24 protein-coding genes, 1 pseudogene and 1 riboswitch are annotated in these 22,230 nt (G+C 64.1%); of the genes and pseudogenes, 9 read left to right on the plus strand and 16 right to left on the minus strand.

Annotation, left to right across the window (positions count from 1 at the left end; translation table 11 throughout):
• From NEK97_RS09980 to NEK97_RS10005, 6 genes and pseudogenes are all read right to left on the minus strand, one after another.
• On the minus strand, positions 1-818 hold an 818-nt coding region (locus tag NEK97_RS09980), incomplete at its 3' end, for a serine dehydratase beta chain (RefSeq protein ID WP_257369734.1).
• Between the two features lie 247 nt (positions 819-1,065).
• Positions 1,066-2,385, minus strand: a complete 1,320-nt coding sequence (glyA, locus tag NEK97_RS09985; protein WP_257369735.1) for a serine hydroxymethyltransferase — start codon at positions 2,383-2,385, stop codon at positions 1,066-1,068.
• Positions 2,382-2,765, minus strand: a complete 384-nt coding sequence (gcvH, locus tag NEK97_RS09990) for a glycine cleavage system protein GcvH (protein ID WP_211711111.1) — start codon at positions 2,763-2,765, stop codon at positions 2,382-2,384. The genes glyA and gcvH overlap by 4 nt, the downstream gene beginning before the upstream one ends.
• Positions 2,766-2,972: 207 nt before the next feature.
• Complete coding sequence (gene gcvT, locus NEK97_RS09995) at positions 2,973-4,109, minus strand: glycine cleavage system aminomethyltransferase GcvT (protein ID WP_257369738.1); 1,137 nt, start codon at positions 4,107-4,109, stop codon at positions 2,973-2,975.
• Positions 4,110-4,121: 12 nt separating this feature from the next.
• Positions 4,122-6,968, minus strand: a complete 2,847-nt coding sequence (gene gcvP, locus NEK97_RS10000) for an aminomethyl-transferring glycine dehydrogenase (RefSeq protein WP_257369740.1) — start codon at positions 6,966-6,968, stop codon at positions 4,122-4,124.
• 148 nt (positions 6,969-7,116) lie between these two features.
• A riboswitch (glycine riboswitch) is annotated at positions 7,117-7,215 on the minus strand.
• A 74-nt stretch (positions 7,216-7,289) separates the two neighbouring features.
• Positions 7,290-7,550 (minus strand): annotated as a pseudogene (locus NEK97_RS10005) (helix-turn-helix domain-containing protein); the annotation flags it as partial.
• A gap of 48 nt (positions 7,551-7,598) precedes the next feature.
• Here NEK97_RS10005 and NEK97_RS10010 point away from each other — a divergent pair.
• From NEK97_RS10010 to NEK97_RS10025, 4 genes are all read left to right on the plus strand, one after another.
• Positions 7,599-7,718: a D-arabinono-1,4-lactone oxidase gene (locus tag NEK97_RS10010; protein WP_257369743.1), complete on the plus strand. Its 120-nt coding sequence runs from the start codon at positions 7,599-7,601 to the stop codon at positions 7,716-7,718.
• Between the two features lie 124 nt (positions 7,719-7,842).
• On the plus strand, positions 7,843-8,307 hold the full coding sequence (gene mscL / locus NEK97_RS10015) for a large conductance mechanosensitive channel protein MscL (RefSeq protein ID WP_235518457.1): 465 nt from the start codon (positions 7,843-7,845) through the stop codon (positions 8,305-8,307).
• A 123-nt stretch (positions 8,308-8,430) separates the two neighbouring features.
• Complete coding sequence (locus NEK97_RS10020; RefSeq protein WP_257369747.1) at positions 8,431-9,030, plus strand: TetR/AcrR family transcriptional regulator; 600 nt, start codon at positions 8,431-8,433, stop codon at positions 9,028-9,030.
• Positions 9,027-10,847 carry an alpha/beta fold hydrolase gene (locus NEK97_RS10025; protein ID WP_257369749.1) on the plus strand — a complete coding sequence of 607 codons (1,821 nt, stop codon included), beginning with the start codon at positions 9,027-9,029 and terminating at the stop codon, positions 10,845-10,847. Before NEK97_RS10020 ends, NEK97_RS10025 begins: the two co-directional genes overlap by 4 nt.
• A gap of 157 nt (positions 10,848-11,004) precedes the next feature.
• On the opposite strand, the gene NEK97_RS10030 is transcribed toward NEK97_RS10025, so the two are convergent.
• The 5 genes from NEK97_RS10030 to NEK97_RS10050 form a co-directional block, all read right to left on the minus strand.
• A complete protein-coding gene (locus tag NEK97_RS10030) occupies positions 11,005-11,352 on the minus strand; it encodes a hypothetical protein (protein ID WP_257369751.1) in 348 nt (115 codons plus the stop codon).
• Between the two features lie 105 nt (positions 11,353-11,457).
• A complete protein-coding gene (locus NEK97_RS10035; protein ID WP_257369753.1) occupies positions 11,458-11,712 on the minus strand; it encodes a hypothetical protein in 255 nt (84 codons plus the stop codon).
• Positions 11,713-11,803: 91 nt separating this feature from the next.
• On the minus strand, positions 11,804-13,177 hold the full coding sequence (locus NEK97_RS10040) for an NAD(P)(+) transhydrogenase (Re/Si-specific) subunit beta (RefSeq protein ID WP_257369754.1): 1,374 nt from the start codon (positions 13,175-13,177) through the stop codon (positions 11,804-11,806).
• Entirely contained in the window at positions 13,174-13,506 is a 333-nt protein-coding gene (locus NEK97_RS10045) for an NAD(P) transhydrogenase subunit alpha (protein ID WP_257369756.1), read from the minus strand. Before NEK97_RS10045 ends, NEK97_RS10040 begins: the two co-directional genes overlap by 4 nt.
• Entirely contained in the window at positions 13,506-14,672 is a 1,167-nt protein-coding gene (locus NEK97_RS10050; RefSeq protein WP_257369758.1) for a Re/Si-specific NAD(P)(+) transhydrogenase subunit alpha, read from the minus strand. The genes NEK97_RS10045 and NEK97_RS10050 overlap by 1 nt, the downstream gene beginning before the upstream one ends.
• 185 nt (positions 14,673-14,857) lie before the next feature.
• On the opposite strand from NEK97_RS10050, the gene NEK97_RS10055 reads away from it, so the two are divergent.
• Positions 14,858-15,469, plus strand: coding sequence for an NADPH-dependent FMN reductase (locus tag NEK97_RS10055; RefSeq protein ID WP_257369760.1), 612 nt, complete (start codon positions 14,858-14,860; stop codon positions 15,467-15,469).
• A gap of 123 nt (positions 15,470-15,592) precedes the next feature.
• Complete coding sequence (locus NEK97_RS10060; protein WP_257369761.1) at positions 15,593-15,982, plus strand: hypothetical protein; 390 nt, start codon at positions 15,593-15,595, stop codon at positions 15,980-15,982.
• 79 nt (positions 15,983-16,061) lie between these two features.
• Here NEK97_RS10060 and NEK97_RS10065 read toward each other — a convergent pair whose 3' ends face one another.
• Both NEK97_RS10065 and NEK97_RS10070 read right to left on the minus strand, forming a co-directional pair.
• Positions 16,062-16,760, minus strand: coding sequence for an HAD family hydrolase (locus NEK97_RS10065; protein WP_257369763.1), 699 nt, complete (start codon positions 16,758-16,760; stop codon positions 16,062-16,064).
• Complete coding sequence (locus NEK97_RS10070; protein ID WP_257369764.1) at positions 16,750-17,061, minus strand: hypothetical protein; 312 nt, start codon at positions 17,059-17,061, stop codon at positions 16,750-16,752. The genes NEK97_RS10065 and NEK97_RS10070 overlap by 11 nt, the downstream gene beginning before the upstream one ends.
• 83 nt (positions 17,062-17,144) lie before the next feature.
• Between NEK97_RS10070 and NEK97_RS10075 the strand changes: the two genes are divergently transcribed.
• The gene (locus NEK97_RS10075; protein WP_257369765.1) at positions 17,145-17,786 is read left to right on the plus strand and encodes an NADPH-dependent F420 reductase; all 642 of its coding nucleotides are present in this window, start codon (positions 17,145-17,147) and stop codon (positions 17,784-17,786) included.
• Positions 17,787-18,016: 230 nt separating this feature from the next.
• The gene (locus tag NEK97_RS10080) at positions 18,017-18,799 is read left to right on the plus strand and encodes a VOC family protein (protein WP_257369767.1); all 783 of its coding nucleotides are present in this window, start codon (positions 18,017-18,019) and stop codon (positions 18,797-18,799) included.
• Here NEK97_RS10080 and NEK97_RS10085 read toward each other — a convergent pair whose 3' ends face one another.
• Positions 18,800-19,699: a PaaX family transcriptional regulator C-terminal domain-containing protein gene (locus NEK97_RS10085; RefSeq protein WP_257369768.1), complete on the minus strand. Its 900-nt coding sequence runs from the start codon at positions 19,697-19,699 to the stop codon at positions 18,800-18,802.
• A 165-nt stretch (positions 19,700-19,864) separates the two neighbouring features.
• On the opposite strand from NEK97_RS10085, the gene NEK97_RS10090 reads away from it, so the two are divergent.
• Positions 19,865-20,398 carry a hypothetical protein gene (locus NEK97_RS10090; RefSeq protein ID WP_257369770.1) on the plus strand — a complete coding sequence of 178 codons (534 nt, stop codon included), beginning with the start codon at positions 19,865-19,867 and terminating at the stop codon, positions 20,396-20,398.
• A gap of 60 nt (positions 20,399-20,458) precedes the next feature.
• Here NEK97_RS10090 and NEK97_RS10095 read toward each other — a convergent pair whose 3' ends face one another.
• Positions 20,459-20,863: an acyl-CoA thioesterase gene (locus NEK97_RS10095; RefSeq protein WP_257369772.1), complete on the minus strand. Its 405-nt coding sequence runs from the start codon at positions 20,861-20,863 to the stop codon at positions 20,459-20,461.
• 7 nt (positions 20,864-20,870) lie between these two features.
• Entirely contained in the window at positions 20,871-22,229 is a 1,359-nt protein-coding gene (locus NEK97_RS10100; RefSeq protein WP_257369774.1) for an aromatic acid/H+ symport family MFS transporter, read from the minus strand.
• Position 22,230: the final 1 nt, after the last annotated feature.

Genomic DNA, 22,230 nt, shown 5'->3' on the forward strand with positions numbered 1-22,230 from the left:
GCGATCAGGTTCACCCACTCCTGCCAGTACTTCGGATCGTTCCGGTCCTTGTCCTCCTTCAGGAGCCGCTCCAACCAATCCGGCGCACGACGACGGACCTTCAACCCACCCGGCAACACACCCTCACGCTGCAAACTGGTTTCAACACAAGCCTCCATCACAGCCCAAATATGCAGCAGACCCTCCCGGATCTCCTCCTCGGACCGGGACGCCCGCTCATTGATGAACATGATGTCGCTGATCCCCAAACCCTTGGACGCGCACCGGCCCAACAACTCCGCCGCCGTCCGGAACGGCAACGGCAACTCCTTCTTCGACTCCTCCAACTCCGCCTGCGCCGCGGACTCCTCACCCTCCCGGACAATGAACCCGCCACCGACCGAGAAGAACGTCGCCTCTTTGAGAACATTCCCCTCGGCATCGGAGACAGCGAACTTCATCCCGTTCGTATGCCGCGGCAACACCGTCAACGGATGCAAAACCATGTCCTCCACCGCATAATCCAGCAGCACACCACCAGCCAGGTTCAGCTTCCCCGTCTCCGCAATCGACGCCAACCGTTCCTCCACCTCATCGGGAAGGATCAACTCCGGCTCGTAGCCCTCCAAGCCAAGCAGGGTCGCAGTGAACGTCCCATGCCCACGACCCGTCGCCGCCAACGACCCATACAGGTCCACCCGCAAGGACGCCACCGAATCAAGGACACCAGCGTCCTTCAACTCCTGCGCAAACACCGCCCCGGCACGCATCGGGCCCACCGTATGCGAACTCGACGGGCCAATACCCACGGAGAACAAATCGAAAACACCAACAGCCATAGCCGTGATCCCTTTCAGGGAGGAGAAGAAAACAAACAACAAGGTGGGGGCCGGACCAAATCCCGAGCCAAGGCCGGCCCGGCCCCCCGTGGAGGTCCCAGTGCGAACCCCCAAACCCGGTAGTGATGTGTGGCATTCGTTCCCAGCAAATGCCACACCCGGGAGATCAATGTGCGTTAGCCCTGCCCAACACTCGCGCCCTGAACCTGGCCCCAATGGCCAACGCAGCGAGACCACGAAATGGGCGCTAGCCCAGGTTCGCCGTGCCCGGGTACAGCGGGTGCGCCTTCGCGAGGACATCGACGCGGTGACGCAACCCCGAAAGGTCGGTGTCGGCGTCGGCCATAAGGGCTTCGGCGATGATGTCCGCAACTTCCCGGAACGCTGCTTCCCCGAATCCGCGCGTTGCCAGCGCAGGGGTGCCGATCCGCAGTCCGGAGGTGACCATGGGCGGGCGCGGGTCGAAGGGAACTGCGTTGCGGTTGACGGTGATGTCGATCGCGGCGAGGCGGTCTTCGGCCTGCTGGCCATCGAGCTCGCAGTTGCGCAGGTCCACCAACACCAGGTGCACATCGGTTCCGCCGGACACCACGGAGATGCCCTTGGCGGCAACGTCGTCCTGGACCAGGCGCTCGGCGAGGATCCGGGAACCAGCCAGAACGCGTTCCTGGCGCTCACGGAATTCCTCCGAGGCAGCGATCTTGAACGCAACAGCCTTGCCCGCGATGACGTGCTCCAGCGGCCCGCCCTGCTGGCCCGGGAACACGGCAGAGTTGATCTTCTTGGCGATGTCGGCGTCGTTGGACAGGATGATTCCGCCGCGCGGACCGGCGAGGGTCTTGTGCGTGGTGGAGGTGGTGACGTGGGCGTGCGGAACGGGCGAGGGGTGCAGCCCCGCGGCTACCAGGCCAGCGAAGTGGGCCATGTCCACCATCAGGTACGCCCCGACGGAATCAGCGATCCGGCGGAATTCAGCGAAGTCCAGCTGCCGCGCATATGCGGACCAGCCAGCTACGATCAGTGCCGGCTTGTGCTCCTGGGCCAGGCGTTCCACCTCGGCCATGTCCACCGTGTGGGTGTCCTCGCGGACGCCGTAGGGGACCACGTTGTAGAGCTTGCCGGAGAAGTTGATGCGCATGCCGTGCGTCAGGTGGCCACCGTGAGCGAGGTTCAGGCCCATGATCGTGTCGCCCGGCTTGATGAGCGCGTGCATCACCGAAGCGTTGGCCTGCGCGCCGGAGTGGGGCTGAACGTTCGCGTACTCGGCGCCGAACAGTGACTTGATGCGGTCGATCGCGAGCTGCTCGATCACGTCGACGTGCTCGCAGCCACCGTAGTAGCGCTTGCCCGGGTAGCCCTCGGCGTATTTGTTGGTCAGCACCGAGCCTTGCGCCTGCATCACGGCCACAGCCGTGTGGTTCTCGGAGGCGATCATTTCCAGGCCGTCGCGCTGGCGACCCAGTTCGTCGTCGATCTTTGCCGCAATCTCAGGGTCCAGCTCGGACAGCTGGGCATCCAACGACGCCGATACAACCTGCTGGTATTCAGTGACAGTTACAGGGTTCATAGTTCTCCACCGTTCGTTGCAGCGTATTCCTCGGCCGACATAAGCGGCCCTTCCTCGGTGGCGGCCACCTTGAACAGCCAACCTGCACCGTAGGGATCGTTGTTGATGAGGGCGGGGTCGGAAACAACGGCGTCGTTGATTTCGGTGACCTCGCCGGTGACGGGCGAGTACAGGTCGGAGACCGACTTGGTGGACTCGACCTCGCCACAGGTTTCGCCTGCGGTCACAGTGGAACCGACCTCGGGCAGGTCAACGTAGACGATGTCGCCCAGGGCGTCCGCAGCAACGGCGGAGATCCCAATGCCTACCGGCCCGCCACCATCGGCGGCAACCCACTCGTGCTCAGCCGAGTATTTCAATTCAGCAACTACTTTGCTCATAAGATTCCTTCTCTCACTAACTGAAACTTTCAAGATCACTCGCGGCAGGTTGACACATCAACCAGCGCTTAGGGGTTCAAACAGCGCCACCATCCACAACGGTTCGGGTCCGGCGACCGGCAGCATGCGTCCAAGGGAGCGTCGCGTCCGCCCAGCGGGCACCCGTGCGACCGAGCATGCAGAGGTCGGCGGTCCCGAAGATCCGGGCTACTTGGTGCGCTTGTAGAACGGCAGCTGCACGACTTCAAACGGCTCGGCCTTACCGCGCAGGTCGACGTCCACCACAGTGCCAACGACGGAATGTTCGACGTCGACATACGCCAACGCGACCGGGTAACCGAGCGTCGGGCTGGGCTGCCCGGAGGTCACCTCACCGATCAGGGAACCGTCCTTGAGTACCGAGTAGTGCCCACGGGCGGCACGACGGCCGGCTCCCTTGAGCCCCACGAGCTTCTGGCCGAGAGTGGCTTCGACACCCGCAGCCTTGATCGCGGCGAGCGCTTCCTTGCCCACGAAATCACCCTCCTTGGCCAGGGAAACCACGGGTCCCAGTCCGGCGGCGTAGGGATTCATGTGACGGGAGAGCTCGTTCCCGTAGAGGGGCATTCCGGCTTCGAGGCGCAGGGAGTCGCGGGCGGCGAGCCCTGCCGGGATGAGTCCCTGGCCTTCACCGGCTTCAAGAAGGGCTTCCCACAGTACGGAAGCGTCGACGTTCGGGACATAGATCTCGAAGCCGTCTTCGCCGGTGTACCCGGTGCGTGCCAGCAGCAGGTCCTGCCCGTTGATGCTCACGTCAACGGCTGCGTAGTACTTCAGCTCGGTGACCAGCGCGTGCTGTTCGGCGGGGACCAGCTCCAGCAGAATGCCCTCGGAGTTGGGTCCCTGCACGGCGATCAGTGAGGTTTCGGCAGACGCATCCTCCACGGAAACGTCAAATCCGGCTGCACGTTCGCGAAGTGCCTGCGCGACGATCTTGGCGTTGCCCGCATTGGGAACCACCAGGTACCGGTCCACGCCTTCTTCGGGCGAGGGGCGCCGGTACGTGATGAGGTCGTCGATGATGCCGCCGTCGGTGTCGCAGATGAGCGAATACTTGGCCTTTCCCACTGCGATCGCGGACAACTTGCCCACCAGCGCGTAGTCCAGGAACGCTGCAGCCTCCGGCCCGGTGACCCAGACTTCGCCCATGTGAGAGAGGTCGAACAGGCCAGCGGCGTTGCGGACTGCGTGGTGCTCGGCGAGCTCGGAATCGTATTTCAGCGGCATCTGCCAGCCACCGAAGTCGGTGAAGGAGGCGCCCGCCTTTTTGTGTTGCTCGTACAGAGCCGTGTAGTTCTCAGTCATGATCGGGATCCTTTAGTTCTCGAATGATTCGATCGGAGGGCAGGAGCACACCAGATTGCGGTCGCCGGCTGCGCCGTCGATGCGGCCCACTGGCGAGAAGTACTTGTCCTGCTTCAGGTGGTGGACGGGGAAGGCGGCCTGCTCGCGCGGATACTGGCGGTCCCAGTCGGAATTTACGACGGCGGCAGCGGTGTGCGGCGCGTTGCGCAGCGGCGACTCCTCGACAGTGAAATCACCGCTGGCCACCTGCTCGATCTCGGCACGGATAGTGATCATGGCTTCGATGAAACGATCGATTTCGGCAAGGTCTTCGGATTCGGTGGGCTCCACCATCAGCGTCCCAGCAACCGGGAAGGCGAGGGTGGGGGCGTGGAAGCCGAAGTCAATGAGGCGCTTGGCCACATCTTCAGCCGTGACTCCGGTGCGGGCCGTCAGCTCGCGCAGGTCCAGGATGCACTCGTGCGCCACCAGTCCGCCCTCTCCGGTGTAGAGGACCGGGAAGTGCTCATCCAGCCGGGAAGCGACGTAGTTCGCGGCCAGCAGCGCCGACTTGGTGGCTTCAGTGAGGCCGTGCCCACCCATGAGCTTCACGTAAGCCCAGGAGATCGGCAGCACACCAGCGGATCCGTAGCGCGAAGCGGAAATCGCCACGCCATGACCCGGTTCGTGGGCTGCCTTGTTGGCATCGCCCGGCATGAACGGAGCCAAGTGGGCTTTTGCTGCAACGGGTCCAACACCGGGACCGCCGCCGCCGTGCGGGATGCAGAACGTCTTGTGCAGGTTCAGGTGGGACACGTCGCCGCCAAACTTGCCCGGCTGCGCCAAACCAACCAGCGCGTTCAAGTTCGCGCCATCGACGTACACCTGGCCGCCAGCCTGGTGGACGGCGTCGCACACCTCAACGACGTCGGCGTCGTACACACCGTGCGTGGACGGGTAGGTGATCATGATGCAGGACAGCACGTCCTTGTTGGCTTCGATCTTGGCGGTCAGGTCCGCGTGGTCGATCGTCCCGTCAGCAGCCGTCGCCACCACAACCACTTTCATGCCGGCCAGCACTGCGGAGGCAGCGTTGGTGCCGTGCGCGGAAGCGGGAATCAGGCAGACAGTGCGCTGCTCGTCACCCCGGGAGAGGTGGTAGCCGCGGATTGCCAGGAGCCCGGCGAGCTCTCCCTGGGAACCGGCGTTCGGCTGGATGGAGACCTGGTCGTAGCCGGTGATCTCGGTCAGGTCCGCTTCCAGGTCCTCGATCAGTTCACGCCAACCCGCCGTCTGGTGGTCCGGTGCGAACGGGTGGATGGAGGCGAACTCCGGCCAGGAGATGGCTTCCATCTCAGCGGTCGCGTTGAGCTTCATGGTGCACGAACCCAGCGGGATCATGGTGCGGTCCAGCGCGAGGTCCCGGTCGGACAGCTTGCGGATATAGCGCAACAGCTGCGTCTCGGAACGGTGCGTGTTGAACACCGGATGCTGCAGGAAGTCGCTTGTCCGGACCACGTCAGAAGGCAACTCGAATCCGGCCGCGTCCTTCACCGGACCGGCACCAAAGGCGACGGCAACGGCGGAGAGGACCTCCGGCGTCGTGGTTTCATCAATGGAGACGCCCACGGTGTCGGCGTCGATGAACCGCAGGTTGATGCCGCGGGCTTCGGCGGCGGCGATGACTTTGTCAGCCTTGCCGGGGACGCGGACGGTGAGTGTGTCGAAGAACGCCTCGGTCACGAGCTCGCGGCCGGCCGCCTGCAGAGCCGTCGCCAGCGTGCGTGCGTGACCGTGAACGGTTTCGGCGATCGACTTCAGGCCTTCCGGGCCGTGGTAGACGGCGTACATCGAGGCCACGATGGCCAGCAATGCCTGGGCTGTACAGATGTTGGACGTGGCCTTTTCGCGGCGGATGTGCTGCTCGCGGGTCTGGAGGGCCAGGCGGTAGGCCGGAACGCCCGCATTGTCTTTGGAGACGCCGACGATGCGGCCCGGGAGCGTGCGCTCCATGCCTTCGCGGACGGCCATGTACGCGGCGTGCGGGCCGCCGAAGAACAGCGGGACACCGAAACGCTGCGCGGTTCCGACGGCGACATCGGCACCTTGCTCGCCCGGGGGCGTGATGAGGGTGAGCGCCAGCAGGTCGGCCGCGACAGTGACCAAGGCGCCACGTTCCTTGGCTTCGGCGATCACCGGGGCATGGTTGAAAACGCGGCCCGAAACGCCCGGCTGCTGCAGGACGATACCGTTGATGTCGCCGTCGGGCAGGCCGGCCGAGAGGTCCGCGATCTCGACCTCAAAGCCCAGCGCCTCGGCACGGCCCTTCACGATTGCGATGGTCTGCGGGAGGAGGTCGGCGTCCAGGACGGTCTTGCCGTCCCTCACAGCCTTGTTCGCCCGGCGCATCAGCAGCACTGCCTCGGCAACGGCGGTAGCTTCGTCCAGCAGCGAGGCGTTGGCCACGGGAAGTCCCGTGAGGTCCTGGACCATGGTCTGGAAGTTGAGCAGCGCTTCGAGGCGGCCCTGGGAAATTTCCGGCTGGTACGGGGTGTAGGCCGTGTACCAAGCCGGGGATTCGAGGATGTTGCGGCGGATGACGGGCGGGGTCACGGTGTCGTAGTAGCCCTGGCCGATCATCTGCACGGCGGTTTTGTTCTTGGAAGCCAGCTTGCGCAGCTCAGTGAGGACCTGCACCTCGGTGAGGGCGTCCTGCAACTTCAGCGCAGTGTCCTGGCGGATGGAATCTGGGACAGCAACGTCCACCAGGCCGTCGACAGAGTCATAGCCGATGGCCTTGAGCATGGTGTCAACATCGGCCTGGCGGCGGGCGCCGATATGCCGGTCCGCGAACGCGGTGGGGGTTGATTGAACAGTCAAGAGGAACTCCATGATTCAGGCGCCTGCTGAGCGCCACGATGATGTGGGTTCCTCCCCGCTCTGTATTGGACCTGAGAGATTCCGCAGGAATGGTTGCCTGCTTGCACCGTCGGTGAGCCCGGTTTCCCGGACTGCTTTCCAGAGTTGCCTAACCGCGGCGGTACATGGGCCTGAGAGATTCCTGGGGAGGATTTGCTCCTACGGCGCCTGACTGGATGTACCGGCAGGACTCTCCCGCCGCAGATCAAAAGCGTTGCATCACGTGAGTGACACGCTTCACACCATAGCGGGTCACTTTGTCGTTCCGCAAGGCAGCTTGGCCTACTGATGCATGGCCTCATGGGGCTGGAGCGCGAACCACAACTGCGCAACCGTGGACGTTTCGCCCATGTCCAGCCCCGTCAACTCACCGATTTTCCGGATCCGGTAGATGATGGTCTGCCGGTGCGCGAACAGCGTCGCCGCCGTCTTTTGCCAGGAACGCTGGGAGTCCAAATATGTCCGCAGGGTCAGGATCAGATCGCCGTCCTGGCTCTGCTCATAATCAAAAACCGGGCCCAGCAAGCGGCGCACCAACGCCGCGTGCTGCAGGTATTCGAGCCCCGGGCACACTGGGGGAAGATCCACTTCATGACCCGCAGCCGGCTGGAGCGCCTCTACCCGGAGCTCTACACTTTCCTCCAGGTCCGCCGCGAATTCGATCCCCGCGGAATGTTCCTGAACGACCACACCCGGTCGCTGTTTGGCTGAGGTCATGACGGGGCAGGGTAGTGCGCGTGAGGCACTCCCCTACCCCGTTACACCGGGTTGAAACATGGGGATGGTAGTTTGTTCACTGCTGAGGCAGACATCCGCACCGAGCTGAGGACACTCCATGTTTAAGGGTTTCAAAGACTTCATCCTTCGCGGCAACGTGATTGAACTGGCCATCGCCGTGGTGATCGGCAGTGCTTTCACCGCACTCGTCGGGGCCTTCACCACCCACATCATCAACCCGGTCATCGCCGCGGCCGGTGGCATGAACGCCGAAGGCCTGGGCTTCAAGATCTGGGAAAACAACCCCGCCACGTTCGTCGATTTCGGGGCCGTCCTGACCGCCCTGGTCACGTTCGTCATCACCGCTGCCGTGGTCTACTTCATCTTCGTGGCGCCCATGAACAAGATCAACTCCCTGGTCAAGGACCGCCTCTCCACCGAGGAACCCGAGGAAGAGCCGCTCCCCGCCGATACGGCACTCCTCGCCGAAATCCGCGACCTCCTCAAGGACGCAGCCGCGGCCCGCAACGCAGGTACCGCTTCCGCGCTCGACCCAGGGCTCGGCTCCGACCCCGTCCGTTAGGGCCAGCACAGCCTTTACAAGTAGCTCGACCCAAAACCCGGCTCCCTCACACGAGGGGCCGGGTTTTTGCGTTGGGCTTTCGCGGATTTACAAAAAATATATAGACCGGTCTATTATTTCCCTATGGCTATCAAAGGAAACCTGACGAAGGCACGGCTTACAGAGTCGATGCTGCAGCTCATCCAGACCAGCGGCTACAGCGGCACAGGCCTGAACGCTGTGATCGAACACGCCGCCGCGCCCAAGGGGTCTGTCTATTTCCACTTCCCCGGCGGGAAGGAGGACCTGGGAGTCGCAGCGGTCGACCTCGCCGCGACGCAATTCCAGGCCCTGATCGCGGAGGCGGCATCTTCCGCGGGCGGCCCGGCTGAAGCTGCCCGCGCCGCCATTGAGGCTTTGGCGACGATCGTCAGCGAGGGCAACTTCCAACTGGGCTGCCCTGTCTCCGTCGTCACCTTGGAGATGGGCGCTGAGAGCGAGCGGCTGCGGCAGGCATGTGCCTCTGCCTTCGAGTCGTGGATCGTACCGACGTCCGCGCTGCTCGAAGCAAGCGGCATTGACGCAAAGGAGGCACGGTCCTTGGCGACGGTCATTGTGTCGACAATCGAGGGCGCGGTGATCGTCTCCCGCGCCATGATGAGTACCCAACCCCTGGCTTCGGCCGCTGATGTCGTGGCAGAGCTCATCAACCAGCGCCTCGAGACCACTGGGAGGACCCGATGACAATACTTGAAGGCCCCCGCCACGCCCTGGTCTTCGGGGCCTCGGGATTGGTTGGCAGGCATCTCGTCCTGGCCCTGGCCCAAGCTGGCGCGAACGTCACGGCGGCTGTACGGACCGCCGAGTCCGGTGCCCGTGTCGAGCGATGGGTGCGGGAGCACGGCCTGACACGGAGCATCAACACGACGATCGTCGATTTCGATTCCCCCGGGATCGTCACTGGAGGCCCCTCGGCATTCCCGGACGTCACCGAGATCCACAACTGCGCCGGGACCTACCGATTCGGAATGACCGCCAAGGAGGCACGCAGCGCGAACGTCGGCATCGTCGAGAAACTGATGGACTTCGCCACGGATCTCCCCAAACTGCAGCGCGTCGTCCATGTGTCGGGATACCGCGTCGGCGGACAGGACCCAACCACCATTCCATGGTCAGAGGATTACCGCGCTGCGGCCTACAAGGAACTTGGCGCCTACGAAGCCTCAAAAGTGGAATCCGACGCGATCTTCCAGGCCTTGGCCATGGAACGCGGAATCCCCTGGACCATCGTCAACCCGTCCAGCCTGATCGGCGACAGCGTGGCTGGGGAATCCGACCAGCTCATCGGGCTGCCCACCACCATCGGACAGATCTGGGAAGGCAGCGTTGCGGCGTTGCCAGGAGACGAAACGACGTTCCTCCCGGTCGTTACGGTCGACTATCTTACGGCGTTCATGACGGCTGCCGCGGTCGACCCGGCTGCTGCGGGCAACGCGTATTGGATTCTCGACGACGCCACCCCGCCACTGGCGGACCTGCTCACGCATGTCGGCCGGCATCTTAACGCGAAGGTCCCACGGCTAAGGCTGCCGGTTGGTGTCATCAAGCGGCTCCCGGAGCGGATCACCAAGGCAGATCCCGAGACGCTAACCTTCATGTCCTCCGACCGCTATCCAACGCAGCCAGCAATCGAGTTCGCCGACAAACACGGAATCCGGATGCCGGACGTGCTGCTGTCCTTGGAACGGTGGGCCGATTACCTGGCCGCGCGTCGGTTCGGGGCCATCATGGCCGAGGACCGTCGGTTTGTGGACGTCGGCGGCATACGGACATTCGAACTGGGCGTCGCCGGGTCCAACAGGCTGGCCCTTCCCGGCCTGCCGGTCAACGCAGACACGTGGGCTGGAGTGGCGGCTGAGATCGGGGCGCGCGTCGTGGACCTCCCCGGCCTCGGACTCAGCGGAGGAGCGGGCGTTCAGGACTGGGAAGGGTGGCTGCCCGCCCTGCTGGAGGGGGAACCTGTCGACCTTATCGGCCATTCGATCGGTGCCGCTGCAGCAGTGCTCGCAGCAGACCGGGTGCCCGCGAAGGTCATGTCCCTTACGTTGATCGCGCCATTCTTCCTCCAGCCGGCGACACCCGCGTTGTCCAGGCTTCGGCCGCTGGTCGGTTCCTACCTGCGACGCGTCGGACCGGCAAGGTTGTCACAGCAACTGACCGGCACGGATGCGAGCACGGATGCCCTCCGATCCAGCGTGGCCGACCTCAAGCGAAGCAGTGCCACGAGGGTGGCCCAACATCTCGCCCTGACGGGATCCAAGCAGTGGCGCAGCGAACTCCAGGATGCCCTGGGGCGGTTCAGCGGCCAGGTCCGGATCATCACGGGGAGCGAGGACCCGCTCGCCGCCGATGCGGCCGTGCAGCTCAAGTCCCTTCCCAACGTCGAGCTGATTGTGGTTCCGGGCGCCGGGCACCACCCGCAGTTGACCCACGGCGACGCTCTCGCCAGCCTCCTCAAGAATCCCTCACGCGAGCAGGGCACCCGCAGCTACAGCTGCTAACGACGGTCGGCAACCTCTACGGCGCAAACATCACGGCGGAGGTGGAGGCCCGCACCGGAGTACCCGTTCTCGATTCCGTGGCGGTCACCCTCTGGCACGCCCTGAGGCTGGCCGGCGCGCCGCTGCTTGACCCCGCATGGGGCAGGTTGCTTGCCGGCTAGTCCTTGTCGATCCGGTCCAGCAATTTTCCCAGGGCATCGCGGATGTCATCGTAATCGTTCTGGCCGGCGCGGCTTTCGGCGGCGATGACACCGCAGCGGTGGATCTTTGTGAAGTCTCCGATGGGGAACTTGTAGTGGCCCTTCTGGTCATCCGGGTGTTCGTCGTCGACGCCGAGGAACCACTTGGAGTACTCGGCATGGCCATGCTTGTCCAGGAACGCATTCTCGTCCTTGGTTGAGGGGGCATGCTCACTCCAGTCGTCCCGGGTGTCCCTGGCCACCTTGCCATCACGGATCAGGGCCTTGGCGTGCTCGAAGGCCTTCTTGTTGAGCTTCACGGTCATGTCGCAACCTCTCAGTTAAGGCTTTGGGCTGGTACGCCCCAGCTTAGGGCGCGGACGGACGGCCCGGAATACCCGACGGCGAGCGCACAGGGCGAGCCTCTGGGGTCAGTTCATGAGCTGGACCCAGAGGCCCGTGCCGCGCTCCTTCGTGACCATCCGGCGTCCGATCGCTCCCCGTTGGGTCAGCCACAGGACGCTGCCGTCAGCAGTGACGGCTTCCACCTGGCCCTGGTCAACGATCTCGTTCCCACGCCAGATCTGGACGGCCTGGCCCACCAGGAGTTTCCAGTTGGACACCCGCTTTCCCCGCGCTGTTTCGAGGCGTGATCCAAACAACGATTCGTTCCCACGGTCTTTCACTCGATGACTCCTAGCCTGGTGTACACAGTTCCTGTACATGACGTGTGCCATCAACGGCGCATAAATGACGCGTTTATGCTGTCCGCATTCATCAGAGTGCTTTTACGGCGCCCAACACCTTGGTCAGCGAGTCTTTCGCGTCCCCGAACAGCAACGTGGTCTGCGGTTCATAGAGCAACTCATTTTCGACGCCGGCGAACCCCGGCCTCATGGAGCGTTTCAGGAACACAACCTGCCGGGCGTCGGCCACCTCCAGGATGGGCATTCCATAAATGGGCGAGCCGGACGTGGTCTTGGCCGCGGGGTTCACGACGTCGTTGGCACCCACCACCAGCGCGACGTCCGTGGTTTTGAACTCGGAGTTGATGTCCGACATTTCCTTCAGCGACTCGTAGGGAACGTTAGCCTCGGCGAGGAGCACATTCATATGCCCGGGCATGCGCCCTGCAACGGGATGGATCGCGAAGTCCACGTCGATCCCCCGGGCCTCCAAAGCCAAGGCAAGTTCCGCCGCGGTGTGCTGCCCCTGGGCGACGGCGAGTCCGTAACCGGGAACGATGATCACACGCTGCGCGTAGCCGAGCAGCACTGCGATGTCCTCCGCGCTGGAGGAGCGGACCGGCCGTTCGCTCACTGTCGTTGAACCGGCGGTGGAGCCACCCTTGAAGGCACCGAACATGATGCCGGCAACACTGCGTCCCATGGCCGATGCCATGGCGCGGGTAAGGATGGTGCCGGATGCTCCCACCAGTGTTCCGGCAACGACCAGGAGGACGTTCCCCAGCACCAGGCCCGACGCCGCGACCGCCAGGCCCGTGAAGGCATTCAGGAGCGAGATGACAATCGGCACGTCAGCGCCTCCCACCGGCAGCACCAGGAGGACGCCTGCCCCGAGCCCGAGGACCAGCAGCACCAAAGCCCAGCCGGGCGCGCCGCTGGCGATAACCACCACACCGGCAGCGACGGCGGCCAGGAGCACCACAGCCATGAGGACGGGCAGCCCGGGAAATGTCACGGGCCGTGTGGTCATGAGCCCTTGCAGCTTGGCGAAGGTGACGGCCGAACCCGCGAAGGACACAGCACCCACCAACAGGGTGAACACGATGGCCAAGCGAACCCAGGCGTCCTCCGTATGCGGCAGTTCCAGCAGGGCAACCAGGGCCGCCGCACCACCGCCCACACCGTTGAACAAGGCCACGAGTTGCGGCATCTGGGTCATCTGCACCCTGCGCGCCACGGGGGCAGCAACGCCGGCACCCACCACGATCGCCCCCAGGATCCAGGGAATGTTGTCCAGCTTCACGGACAAAAACACCGCCACCACGGCCACAAGCGCCCCGAACGCCCCGATCAGGTTGCCGCGGCGCGCGCTCTTGGGCGAACTCAGCCCCTTCAGGGCAAGGATGAAGCAGGCGGCAGCTGCTAGATACAGCAGCGCAGTCCACGTGGGGTTCAGAAGGGTCATCGACGCCCCTCCCTGCCCGTGGCTTGCCCGGCATCAGCGCTCGACGGCGGCCGCTGCCGTCCCCGGAACATCTCCAGCATGCGGTCGGTCACCACGAACCCACCCACCAGGTTGGCCGTGGCAAGGACGACAGCCAGCAGGCCGACCGCCAGGACCCACGGATCAGAAGCCTGCCCGGCGACGATGATGGCACCCACCAGGATGATGCCGTGAATGGCGTTCGCCCCGGACATCAGGGGTGTGTGGAGGGTGCTGGAGACTTTGGAAACAACCTCGAAGCCCACAAAGACAGCCAGGACCGTGATCGTCAACAGGCTCATGCCGTCCATCAAAGGGCTCCTTCAGATCCGGGGGAAAGTGCTGCAAGTGCTTCCGCGGTGGGCGCGTGCCGGATGGCGCCGTCGTGCGTCAGGCACGCCCCCGCCACCACCTCGTCCGAGAAGTCGGGTGAAACCACGCCCTCGCGGGTCATGAGCGCCAAAAGGTTGGCCACGTTCTTGGCGTACAAGCGCGAGGCGTCCGCCGGCATGGCGGAGGCCGGATCCTTGATTCCCACCAGGGTCACCGTGCCCTGGCCGTCGCCAGTGGGGACGGGGATATCCTGCCCCGGAATACTCCCTTCCACATTGCCGCCGGACTCTGCCGCCAGGTCAATCACCACCGACCCAGGCCGCATGCCCTGGACCATCTCGCGGCTCACCAGGAGCGGTGCCCGCCTTCCGGGAACAGCGGCGGTAGTAATCAGGACATCGGCCTGGGCAACGTGTGGAGCAAGGAGTGCCCGTTGCAGGGCTCCCCTGTCGGCGCTCAGTTCCCGGGCGTAGCCACCCGAGGCTTCCGCCGTTTCGAGGTCAAGCTTGATGAACGTTCCGCCCATGGACGCTACTTCGTCTGCCGACGCGGGCCGGATGTCATTTGCGGAGACGCGGGCGCCAAGCCTTTTGGCTGTTCCGATTGCCTGCAGTCCAGCCACGCCAGCCCCAAGGACCAGCACCCGGGCCGGCGGGATGGTTCCGGCCGCCGTCATGTAGAGCGGGAAGAACCGGGGCAAACGCATCGCTGCCTCGAGCACGCACCGGTACCCGGCCACGAGGGCCTGGGAAGTCAGTGCATCCATGGACTGGGCCCGCGAAATCCGGGGCACCAGCTCCAGCGCGAACGATGTGATGCCGCCAGCGGCGAGGGCCCGCACGGTTGGCAACTCCGACGACGGCGACCCCAGTCCCACGGTGACCGCGCCACGCTGGAGGGATCCCGCCGTCGTCGGGTCCATGGGGCGCACGTGGCAGTAGATGTCGAGTGTCCCAAGGTCCAGGGCCTGGACGACGGCCGCTCCGGCGGCCCGGTAGTCGTCGTCGCTGTGGCCGGAGGCAGCGCCGGCGCCTGACTCGATCTCAAGGTCGAGTCCAAGGCCCGCCAACTGCTTGACCGTTTCCGGCGTAGCGGCCACCCGCCGCTCACCGTCGAGCCTCTCGCGCCCAATCCCTGCTTTCAACGCCACCCCTCTCCGGAACTCGCCAGAAACCAGTTGGCATGAGTCTATGACCGCAAGGGTCCGGGCGGGAGTAGGGGGCTGCGCTATGTGCACAAGTCCACTAGGGTCGGTGGAAGCTGGTGGCAACCAGCCACCACACCGTCGACGAGCCGGTTCCGGCCGTGCCGTCGGGAAGGAACGCCGCTATGGACACGTTCAAAATCGGCTATTTCGTAGGAAGTCTTTCAAGTACCTCCATCAACCGGACCCTCTCCAAGGCGCTGATCAGCGTGGCGCCGCCGGAACTCGAGTTCCATGAGATCGAAATCAAGGACCTCCCCCTCTACAGCTCCGACTACGACGACGACTTTCCGCCCGCCGGCAAGGCGTTGAAGGATGCCATCGGGGCCTCGGACGGCATCCTGTTCGTCTCGCCGGAGTACAACCGCTCCATTCCGGGCGCGCTGAAGAACGCCATCGACTGGGGCTCCCGCCCGTGGGGCACCAATTCCTTCGCCCGGAAGCCCACCGGAATCATCGGAGCGTCGCCGGGCGGCATCGGCACTGCGGTGATGCAGTCCTCGATGCGGAGCGTGCTGAGCTTCCTGGACGCGCCGCAGTTGAACGCACCGGAGGCTTACATCCGTTTTGTCGCGGACGCTTACGACGACGACGGTTCCGTTAAGGACGAAGGCACCGCAGGCCTCCTGCGGCACTACATGGAGGAGTACAGCGCGTTCGTGCAGCGCGTCCTTGCCGCCAACGCACCGGGCCACATCGGCGACCCGGAACCGGATGCCGACAAGTTGAACCGCTAGGACCGCGTGTTGGGTGTCGCCCGGACCTGAACGGGCGACACCCGGTACCCCTCGGACTGCGATTTAATCAGTATGCTTACTACTGCGAGAATTTACGAACAGGCCCTACCCCAGGAGAAGAAGATGCTTCGCAGAGTAGCTATGACCGCCTTGGCAGTGACCCTTTTCGCCGGCACCGCCGCCTCCACCGCGGGAGCCGCGAACGCGGCCACGAGCCTTCAGGGTAGCGTTGCCGCAACCACGCAGAGCCCATCACCCGAGCCGAGCAACCCAACCGGCCCTTCCACCGCAACCCCCACGGCGGAGCCAACGTCCGACGCTCCAAACCCAGCGGGCACAGGACCGGCCAACCCCGGCACCAGCGAAACCGGCCAGCAACAGCAAACCCGGACAGACGTTGTTCCGTGGGTCCTCGCTGGGGTAGCCGCCGTCATCATCATCGCGCTCATCATCTGGACGCTGCGCAACCGCCGCGGTCGGGACAAAGGCATCCAGCACGACGACGTCCGGTAACCGGGCGGGGCGCCTCGCCCCAAGGAGCCAGGCGCCCCCTGCCGGTCAGGTGATTCTGGCGGTCAGCTGGCCCGGCTGCTCAACTGGCCCGGCCGCTCAACTTCCCAATAAGGCTCGTCTCCAAGTGTTCCAGCAGTTGCTGCGGATTGTCGTAGACTTCCGAGGCTCCTGCGTCCCGCAGTTCCGCTTCGCTGATTCCACCGCAGGTCAGGGCGACCACCGGCACCCCGATCGCAGCGCCGGCCTTCACGTCCCACACGGCGTCGCCAACAAAGACGGCATCCTCGGGGTCCACGCCGAGCTTCTCCAGGCAGGCCATCAGGATGTCCGGGGCGGGCTTGCTTTCCTCGGCGTCATCTGAGCTGGTCCAGGCGTCGATGGAGGAACCTGCGTCGAGGAGGTGGCGGCTCACGTCGAGGTCGCGTTCCTGCGCCGATGATGCCAAGCCGACCGCAAGACCGGCGTTGGAGCATGCCGCCAGAAGGTCACGCGCGGAATCGAAGGGCCGGAGCGTCGGCCAGAACGTCGAAAATACGGCACCGTGGGCCGACTTCAAGTCTTCCTGCATTTCGTCGGTGCAGTCCGGGACCAGGCTCTGGATCAGCTTGTCGCCTCCCATGCCTACGCGGCGGTGGATGGCCGACATTTCGATGTCCAGCCCTTCGCGCCTGAACGCCTGCCACCAGGCCATTGCATGGAAGTAGCTGGAATCGATCAGCGTACCGTCCACATCAAAGAGGACTGCGCGCTTCTTTTGGGACTTCACCTCAGCTGCCACAACCCACCACTTCCGATGCCGTGCGGGTACCTTGCGCCGCGAGCGCCGAATCAATGGCGGGCTCTTCCAGCATCAGTACCGCGTACCGATCAGAAGAGGCTTGCCGCAGCAGCCCAGTGCCGGCCACTTCCCGTATGGCCTCCACGCCTTCCACCGCCTCATCCACCGAAGAGAACCGCTTTGAGAGACCCATGAGGGCGTCACTGCCGTCCACCATCAGAATCCGATATCCCCCGTCGGGCGTTTCAACCATCTCCAAGTGCCCGGCCACGCCAACCTCCTCGTCATCGATGAAATGCATAGTAAGACTACTTAGTATAGGGCACCTAAGAAATGTGGCGTAACGCGGGAAATACGCGCCTGCAACATCTTGTTGGCACCTACATGACAACAATTGGAATCATCGGTGCAGGACACATTGGCAGCCAGGTTGCACGCAAGGCCGTGGAACTGGGCTACGACGTCGTGATCAGCAACTCGCGGGGCCCCGAGACGCTGGGCGATCTGGTCGCGGAACTTGGGCCGAGGGCCCGGGCCGCCACGGCAGCCGAAGCAGCAGCGGCAGGCGACTTCGCCGTCGTGACCGTTCCCTTGAAGAACTACCAGAGCATCCCCACGGAGCCGCTTGAGGGCAAGGTGGTCATCGACACGAACAACTACTACTGGGAGCGCGACGGCCGTATCCCCGAGCTGGACAACGGCGAAGCAACCACATCAGGCCTCCTCCAGAAGCACCTCCCCACCTCCAAGGTAGCCAAGGGCTTCAACCACATCTTTGCCAAGGACATCACCACTGACGGCACACCCGCCGGGACGCCGAACCGCCGCGCCCTGGCGACCGCCAGCGACTTCCCCGAAGCCGCAGAACTTGTCACCAGGCTCTACGACGAATTTGGCTTCGACACCGTCAACATCGGCCCGCTGGAAGACAGCTGGCGCGTCGAGCGCGACCGCCCCGCCTACGTCATACGGCAGAATGCGGACGAACTCCGCGAGAACCTCGCTAAGGCAACCCGCACCGTCTAAACCCGTTACGCACGACGGCGGGCAAGCAGCTGATGCTTGCCCGCCGCCTTTTGTCATGGGTGCTTTTGGTTCCGGCAATTGGCCCCCTGGAGGCCGAAAAAAGGACGGCGAAACGGTGTCACGAATCGGCGGCGGCGCGCACATTATGGGTGGCTGCCTCTCCGTCAGGCCCGGCGCATGGGCTTACGGGGAGGCAGCTTCGCCCTAAAAGCCCCTACGCGAGGAGTCCCATGTCCACACGAATCTCGAGCTGGCCTGCAGCAACCCCCATGTGGGTGGACCTGGGCGCAAATGATCCCAAAGCGGCGAAATCCTTCTATTCTGGCCTGTTCGGCTGGGATTTCATCTCCGGTGACCAGGACGCGGGCGGCTATGTCCTGGCCTGTGTTGGCGGGCGTGCCGTGGCAGGACTGGGCCCCAAGCAGGATCCGTCCATGCCCACCACGTGGACAACGTTCCTCGCATCGGACGATGTTGACGTCACCGCGAAGAAGATCAGCGCAGCGGGTGGACAGCTGATTGCGCAGCCGTTCGACGTCACGGACTCCGGCCGCATAGCCTTGGCCGTGGACAGCGCCGGCGCAGTGTTCGGAGTCTGGCAGGCAGGCAACCACATCGGCGCGGAGCGGGTCAACGAGCACGGCGCACTGTGCTGGAACGAGCTCCATACCCGCGACTACGCAGCGGCCCGCGCTTTCTACTCCGGAGTCTTCGACGTCAGCTACCAGGACGTTACGGAGGATGGCTTGGTCTACTCCACTATCCGGAGGCCCCTGGATGGCCGCGAAGTAGCAGGGGTCCACCATGACACCGGGCTCTCCGGGACCACACCCAACCATTGGATGACCTGGTTCGCCAGCGACTTTGTGGAGGGCTCTGCCACCCGGGCTGTGGAACTGGGTGCGACACTCCTGGAACCGGTCACGGACAGCCCGCTGGGACGCATGGCCGTGGTGCGGGGTCCACAAGGAGAGGTGTTCGGCCTCATCGACGCACCGCGAACCAGCGAATAGTCAGGCCGCTGCCGGGTCCAGCGCTTCGGCGATGATCTCGTGCGCATGGGCGGCAGCCAAGGGCGCGGCCAGGCGATGCACGGCCTGGAAAGTCCTGCGGACAGCCGGGCCGTGCCATTCTGGCGGCAGGTAATCCGTCGGCAGGTTCGGGTCCCGGTATGGAAACCGGCGCCACATAGTCAGCATGGGGATGTAGTAGCGGAACGCGTCACGCCGCAACTCCTCTGTGGACTGGGCCAGGGCAACGTTCGGGTCCTCGCCCACGCGCTCAATCCATTGCTGCTCCGCGTTCCCATAGAGTCCAAGGAACTCGGTGAACTGTTCATCAAGTTCCTTGAGGTCCCACCACTCGGAGATTTTGGGGCGCATGGGTCCATCAAAGACGTAGTCGCTCCGGAACAGGTCCACGAACTCGATCAAACCATTGGCAGTGAGACGCTCCTTGGCCTGCTCAAGTTTGTGGGCCGGCGCTATCCACACGCCGTTGGCCACCGAGCCGAAGCCCAAGCCAGACAACGCTGAACGCAGTTGATGCCGCCGGTTCCGCATGGACTCAGGCACCGAGAAAACGGCCAGCACCCAGGTATCCACCGGCGCAGGCTGCTCAGGGGCGAAGATCCGGCGGTCACCTTCGCGGAACACGTCGCTGACCGACTCCGAGATTTTGTATTTGGCAATCCCGCCTTCGCGAACGCTCTTCAGCACGCCTTTTGCCTTGAGCCTGGAGACAGAGGACCTCACGCCCGGAGCGTCGTAGCCGAGTGAGCCCAACATGGAAATCAGCGCGGACACCGGCAGGGCATCACCTGCGTTCCGACCATAGAGCCCGAAAATGGTAACGAGCAGCTGTTGGTGGCGCACCGGGGGTGCCGGGACGGCGAACATCGGAAGGATCCTCATTTCCGCGCCCCGCATTGGGCGCCAGTCCAGTTCATCATAGGTCGGCGCCGCACCTCGCCCGAGACTAGCCGAGCCATACTAAGCATGCTTACTATAGACGGACGCTGTTCCAGGGCTGTTACTGCCCCGGAGAGATCTTTCCGTTCAAACGATAGGAAGCACATCATGGCAGGAAACCTGGTAGCACGCTCCATTCACGACCTTACGGCCGCGGCCTGGTTCGGCGGCTCACTGATGGGGGCCATTGGGCTGAATGGAGCCGCCGCGGAAGCCAAAGATCCCACGGAGCGTACCCGGTTGTCGAGCAAGGGCTGGGGCAAGTGGGCTCCTGTGCAGACAGCAGCCTTCGCCGGGCACCTCGCCTCAGACCTGGCAATCGCTTGGGAGAACAAGGGCAGGATCGCGAAGCAGGACAGCGTCGCCGCCAACACCATCTACAAGACCGTGGTGACATTGGCCGGAGCTGCCGTCACGCTCTACGCGGGCGTTGTTGGCAAGAAGGTCGATGAGCTCTCCGAAGAGGGCGCAGAAGGAGCCACCGAGCCCCGCGCGGGCGCTTCCGACGAACTCAAGTCAGCCCAGACCCAGCTGAAGGCTCTGCAGTGGGCCATCCCCGCATTCGCGGCCTGGGTCATCATCCTCGGCGCCAAGCATGGTGAGATGCAGCGGCCCAAGAACATCCTGAAGGGTCTCCGCTAAGGCTCCAAAATCCCCCGCCGAGATGGCACTAAATGACAATCCGGGGCCCTGGCATTGTCATTAAGTGCCATCCCGCGCGGTGATCCTGCGGACGAAGTGCTCCGGCCACGGTTCCGCTGAGGTGGCTCCGCTGGGTACGTGGACGGTGGTGACCGTACCGAAAGCCGCCACGTCCCCGCCGTCGGACGTCACCTCGAATGCCATGGTGAGCGAGGTGCGCCCCAGCGCGCTGATCTTCACCGTCGCGGTGATGCGCTGGCCGAACCACAGCTTGGCTTTGTAATTGATGACCTGCTGGACCCTGGGCGCGCTGGGGAAATACTCCGGCAGGTCCAGTGACCGGAAGAGTTCAGCTTCGGCGGCTTCCACCCAGCGCAGAATGGCCGAATTGTGCTGGTGTCCGGAGGCGTCGGTGTCCACCCATTCCACCGTTCGCTCGACGCACGCCTCCGGAAGCCTTTCCACGATGTTCCTAACGGGCGCTGACTGCGGCGTCGTCGGGGTCGACGTCGACGGCGGATACCGGCACCTCAGGTTGTGGCTTGGGAATCAACGCCACCGCACCGGCCGCCAGCACTGCGATACCGGCGAAGATCGCGAAGTTCGCCTCGAAGGGCAGCTTCGAGCCGGCAATCCAGCCACCGATCAACGGTCCCGAGATGGCACCAAGCCGGGCGAAGCTTAACGCCCAGCCGGTTGCCGTTCCACGGACCTTCGACGGGTAGTAATCGGCGATGTAGCCGGTCAAAACCAGAGAGGTTGAGATTGACCCAATACCAGCGAAGGCCACGAAGAGCAGGTTGACCACCATGGTGTTGGGGAAGACCAACAGCATGATGCCAAGGCCGCCCAGAATGTAGAACACCACCAGGATGAGCTTCTTGCCGTACTTGTCCGCGGCCCGGCCCAGAAGCAGGCCACCGATCGCGGAAGCCAGGCTGAAGACCAGCAGGAATGTCAGCGACGAGCCGAGGTCATAACCGGCCTTCTTCATGATGCTGGGCAGCCACGTGTTCAGGCCGTAAACCAGCAGCAGGCCCAGGAACAGGGAAATCCAGAAGAAGACCGTAGAGCGCAGGTACTTTCGGGAGAACATCGTGGTGATCGTCCTCCACCACGGTTCCGCCTGGGCGCCGGGCACGGGAGCGGCAGGAACCACCGGCCGGTAGTCGGAGATCTGCAGTTTGGCCGCCAGCGCCTTGGCCTCAGCCCGTCGCCCCTTGGACTCAAGGTATTCGAGGGACTCGGGGAGGAACTTCCAGATGATGGGGAGCAGCACCACGGGCGCGGCGCCGATGGCGATCACTGCACGCCACCCACCGATCGGGAGCACGAACAAGGCAGCAAGGGCCGCCACTACGATGCCCAGGGAGTACCCGGAGTACATGAGCCCGTAGTTGAAGGAGCGCTTGTTCGGGGCCGAGTATTCGATGGTCAATGCCGCCGCCACGGGGATGACACCGCCCATACCCAAGCCGCCGATCAGGCGGAACAGGCCGAACAGTTCCGGTGTAGGTGCCCACGCTGCGCCTGCCTGGGTGAGCGTGAAGATGACCATGGAGGCCAACAGCATCCTCTTGCGGCCCACCAGGTCACTCAGGGTGCCGATGAAGAGCGCTCCAATAAGCATGCCGATCAGGGCATATGAACCTAATCCGCCCAGTGCCAGCGGCGAGAGGTTCCATTCCTTGTACTCAGCCAGGGCCGGGAGCACTGCGCCGAGGACTCCGACGTCGTATCCCTCTGCGAGGATCGCGATCCAGCAGCAAAACAATACCAGGCCGGTTGTTTTAGTGGGTACATTCCAGTCATTGACGGGTGCGGTTGCCATG

Origin of the sequence: Paenarthrobacter sp. UW852, assembly GCF_024608385.1 — a bacterium.
Lineage (GTDB): Bacteria > Actinomycetota > Actinomycetes > Actinomycetales > Micrococcaceae > Arthrobacter.